The organism is Roseicyclus sp., from assembly GCF_052168335.1.
GTDB lineage: Bacteria > Pseudomonadota > Alphaproteobacteria > Rhodobacterales > Rhodobacteraceae > Roseibacterium.
Genome location: NZ_JBQLZP010000670.1, coordinates 1 through 4,773 on the forward strand (window position 1 = coordinate 1; position 4,773 = coordinate 4,773).

Below are 4,773 nucleotides of genomic sequence, written 5' to 3' on the forward strand. Positions count from 1 at the left end.
ATGTCCGTGTTGTCGAAGGCGGTCTGCGCGAATGCCGGCGACGCGACCAGCGCTCCGGCGACAATGATCTGTGGCAATCCTTTGACGATCATCGGATTTCCTTCCTGTGACTTGGCTTATGAACGGGTGGGGACGCTGGTGCCGGGTCGTGCACCGCCCAGAACGCCAACCACGCAACCGGAGGATCGGGTCCATGCCCGGACACGCCGTCGCGGCATTTTGACTGCGGGTGCCCCCGGCGGGCTCGGACCGGGAGGCGTGAACAGGCGCGGAGCCCTCGTCTTCGGGCCCGTGCCGGTCAGGGCGGTCCTCTGCCTCGGTGTGGCGCGCAAACCGGCATCGGCCCGGACGACGGAAGGTCATGGCGACGGCGAACCTTGAAACCCCGACCGGAATGCGGTCTGGCTCGACCGGATCCGCCCCTCCGCCCGAGGAGACGCGAGAGGCACGGTGAGCGAAGGAACAGGCGCGGCATGACGCAGATATCCGACCGACCCGGCGACGCGATCGAGGCGATCTTCGGCCGGAAGAAGGCGCTGATCGGCATGATCCACTGCCCGGCCTTCCCCGGGGCGCCGCGCTATCGCGGCATGGCGCGCGAGGAGATCGTCTCCATCTGCCTGCGCGATGCCGAGCGGCTGGTCGCGGGCGGGATGCACGGCCTTCTCGTCGAGAACCACGGCGACATCCCTTTCTCGAAGCCCGAGGACATCGGCCCCGAGACGGCGGCCTTCATGGCGGTCGTGGCCGACCGGGTCGCGCGGGAATTCGCGCTGCCCATCGGGATCAACGTGCTCGCGAACGCGCCCGTCCCGGCCTTCGCGATCGCCGCGGCCTCGGGAGCCTCGTTCATCCGCGTGAACCAGTGGGCCAATGCGTATGTCGCGAACGAGGGCTTCATGGAGGGCCGCGCGGCCGAGGCGTTGCGTTACCGCGCGAAGCTCCGGGCCGACGGCATCCGCGTCTTCGCCGACAGCCATGTCAAGCACGGCAGCCACGCCATCGTCGCCGACCGGAGCCTGGCCGAACTGACGCGCGACCTCGCCTTCTTCGACGCCGACGCGGTGATCGCCACGGGAAACCGCACCGGGGACAGCGCGTCCCTCGAGGAGATCGAGACGGTGCGCGCCGCGACGCACCTGCCGGTGCTCGTGGGCTCGGGCGTCTCGCCAGCGAACGTGGCGGCGATCCTCGAGCGGGCCGATGCGGTGATCGTGGCCTCCTCCCTCAAGGAGGGCGGCGTCTGGTGGAACGCGGTGGAGGCTGCGCGCGTCCGCGACTTCGTGGCGGCCGCGCAGCCCGTGCTGGAGCGGTCGTGACCGCCGGCCGAAGCTCCGCCAGCCACATGTGCGTCGGGCGATAAACTGCTTGCGCCGCTAAGCTTTCCCGAGCCAAATGGTGTCACATAACCGTCACAAAGGTTTCGGGGAGGAAACTCATGACACGGGATAACCTGCGGGCCGCGACCCTCGCGGCAGCCGGACTTGCGGCCATCGTGCCGGCCAGCGCGCAAGCCGACGAACTGGTGCTCTACTGCTCGGTCCAGGAGGAATGGTGCCGCGGCATGTCCGAGGCGTTCCAGCGCGAGACCGGGATCAACGTTCTGATGACGCGGCGCTCCTCGGGCGAGACCTATGCCCAGATCGCCGCCGAGGCGGCGCAGCCGCGCGGCGACGTGTGGTGGGGCGGCACCGGCGACCCGCATCTCCAGGCCGCGCAGGAAGGCCTGACCGAGGAATACCGTTCGGAGATGCTGGACCAGCTCCAGCCCTGGGCCGTGCAGCAGGCCGAGACCTCGGGCTTCCGCACCGTCGGCATCTACGCCGGCGGCCTCGGCTTCGGCTACAACTCCGACCTCGTGACCGAGAACCCGCCGGCCTGCTGGGCGGACCTGCTCGACCCGCGCTTCGAGGATGACGTCCAGGTGGCGAACCCGAACTCCTCGGGCACGTCCTACACCATGCTCGCCACGATGGTGCAGCTCATGGGCGAGGACGAGGCCTTCGCCTATCTCGCGGAGCTTCACAACAACATCAGCCAGTACACGCAGTCGGGCTCGGCCCCGATCCGGGCGGCCGCGACGGGCGAGACGGCGATCGGCATCGTCTTCATGCACGACGCGGTCGCGCAGACGGTGCAGGGCGCCCCCATCGTGACCGTCGCGCCTTGCGAGGGCACCGGCTACGAGGTGGGCTCCATGTCGATCATCGCGGGCGGCCCGAACCCGGACGCGGCGCGCGCCTTCTACGACTGGGCGCTGACGCCCGCCGCGCAGGAGATCGGGGCGGCGAACAACAGCTTCCAGATCCCCTCGAACGTGAACGCGGCCACGCCCGACGCGGCGCCCCGCCTCGAGGACGTGAACCTGATCGACTACGACTTCGCGCTCTACGGCTCGAGCGAGGAGCGCACGCGTCTGTTGCAGCGCTGGGATGCCGAGATCGGATCGCTGCCCCAGTAACGGTCCGTGGCACGCCTCACGCTGACATCGGACCGCGCCGGGGCAGCCTGGCTCGGTCTGCTCGCCGCATCGCTGGTTCTCCTGCCCTGGTACAAGGGCATGGGGCTGGCGGCGGGCCCCGGCGCCTCGGCACTGGCCCAGGCGCTTTCGGGGCGTGGCTGGCTCTGGCCGCTGATCGGCGCGGCAGCGGCGCTTGCCTTCGCGGCGCTGACGAAGAGGTGGCAGCGCTCGACCCCGGCGCTCGCGCCGGCGGCGGGCGCGCTCGGCCTCCTGATCTGGCAGGGCTTCGCGGTGGGCCTGCGCGGCCCCTCCGCCGAATGGGTCGGCGGCCTCTTCCCGCGCGCGGCCGAGGGGCAGACCGGCTTCGGCTGGGGCGGGTTCCTCGCCGGGATCGCGCTGGTCGGCCTCCTGTCGGACCTCGTCGCGGCGCGCGGCTTCTGCCGGGGCGAGCGGTTCCCGGCCTTCTGCATCACGGCCATCGTCGCCCTGCTGACCCTCTTCGTGTTCTTCCCGATCCTGCGCCTCGGGCTCGCGGCCTTCGTCGACACCGAGGGGGCGCTCGCGCTCGGCACGTTCTGGGCGCGGCTGACGGCGCCGGACCTCTGGGGCGTGTCGTGCTTCGTCGGCGCGGGGCGCTGCGGCGTGGTCGTGAACACGGTGGTCCTCGGCGTCCTGTCCGCGACGCTGGCCACCGCCCTCGGCCTCGCGCTGGCACTCCTCGTCAACCGCACCGATTTCCGGATGAAGCGCGCGCTCCGCGCCATCTCGATCCTGCCGATCATCACGCCGCCCTTCGTGGTCGGCGTCGCCATCATCCTCCTCTTCGGGCGCACGGGCCTCGTCACCGGCTTCGTCGCCGACCTGATGGAGGTGCGGCCGACCCGCTGGGTCTACGGCCTGCCCGGCATCCTGATCGCGCAGGTCCTGGCCTTCGCGCCCGTCACCTTCCTGGTGCTCCTCTCCACGCTCGAGGCGATCAACCCGACGCTGGAGGAGGCGGCGCGCACGCTCGGCGCGAAGGCGACCACCACCTTCCGCACCGTGACATGGCCGCTCCTGCGGCCGGGCCTCGCGGCGGCCTTCCTGCTCGCCTTCATCGAGAGCCTCGCGGACTTCGGCAACCCGATCGTGCTGGGCGGCGGCTACGAGGTGCTGTCGGTCAAGATCTTCTTCGCTGTCGTCGGCGCGCGCTACGACCTCGGCAACGCCGCGACGCTGGCCATGATCCTCCTCGGGCTCACGCTCATCGCGTTCTGGCTCCAGATGCGCTGGATGGGCAAGAAGAGCTACGTCACCGTCACCGGCAAGTCGGACGCGGGGCTGGCCGCGCCGCTGCCGCCGATCCTGAAGATCGCGGTCCTGGCCGTGGTGCTGCCCTGGGTCCTGTTCACCCTGGCGGTCTACGTCATCATCGCGGCGGGCGGTTTCGTCACCGACATCGGCCGCTGGGACCTGACACCGACGCTCGGCCACCTCGTCACCGCCTTCCGCTTCGAGATCGCCGAGACGGGGCTGGAGCTCTACGGCTCGGCCTGGGACTCGATGATCACGACGCTCTGGGTCGCGGGGCTGGCAGCCCCCCTCACCACGATCGTCGGCATCCTGACCGCCTGGCTCGTGGCCCGGCAGGACTTCGCGGGACGCCGCGCCTTCGAGTTCGGCACGATGCTGTCCTTCGCCATCCCTGGCACGGTCGTCGGCGTCTCCTACGTCGCGGCCTTCAACGTGCCGCCGGTGGACATCACCGGAACGGCGGCGATCCTCATCATCTGCTTCGTCTTCCGCAACATGCCGGTGGGGATGCGCGCGGGCCTCGCGGCGCTCGCGCAGATCGACAAGTCGATGGAGGAGGCCTCGCAAACCATGGGCGCGGGCGGCGCCACGACGCTCCGCCGCGTGGTGTTGCCGCTGATCCGGCCGGCGGTCTTCACCGCGCTGGTCTACTCCTTCGTCACGGCGATGACGGCCGTTTCCGCCGTGATCTTCCTCGTCTCGGCGCGGCACAACATGGCGACGGCCTACATCATGGGCCGGGTCGAGGCCGGGGAATACGCGCTGGCCATCGCCTATTCGGCGGTGCTGATGATCGTGATGATCCTCTGCGTGGTGGTGATCCAGGTCCTCGTCGGGACGCGGAAGCTCGGGCGCAGGCAGGAATTGCAGGGGCGCCCCGCAGCGGCGGAGCCCGCGGAATGAGAGACGGGACATGACGGAAACCGCCATCGAGTTCGTCGACGTGGTCAAGCGCTACGGCAGCGCCACGGCGGTGGACCGCATCAGCTTCGCCATCGCCAAGGGCGAGCTCGTGACGT

3 protein-coding genes are annotated in these 4,773 nt (G+C 70.2%); all 3 read left to right on the forward strand.

The genetic code is table 11. The features are described from left to right. Positions 1-473 precede the first annotated feature (473 nt). The 3 genes from ACTS11_RS20430 (at position 474) to ACTS11_RS20440 (ending at position 4,657) form a co-directional block, all read left to right on the forward strand. Positions 474-1,319, forward strand: a complete 846-nt coding sequence (locus ACTS11_RS20430) for a BtpA/SgcQ family protein (protein ID WP_442642122.1) — start codon at positions 474-476, stop codon at positions 1,317-1,319. Positions 1,320-1,438: 119 nt separating this feature from the next. Then, positions 1,439-2,461 carry an ABC transporter substrate-binding protein gene (locus tag ACTS11_RS20435; protein ID WP_442642123.1) on the forward strand — a complete coding sequence of 341 codons (1,023 nt, stop codon included), beginning with the start codon at positions 1,439-1,441 and terminating at the stop codon, positions 2,459-2,461. 6 nt (positions 2,462-2,467) lie between these two features. Further along, on the forward strand, positions 2,468-4,657 hold the full coding sequence (locus ACTS11_RS20440; protein ID WP_442642124.1) for an ABC transporter permease: 2,190 nt from the start codon (positions 2,468-2,470) through the stop codon (positions 4,655-4,657). Positions 4,658-4,773 lie beyond the last annotated feature (116 nt).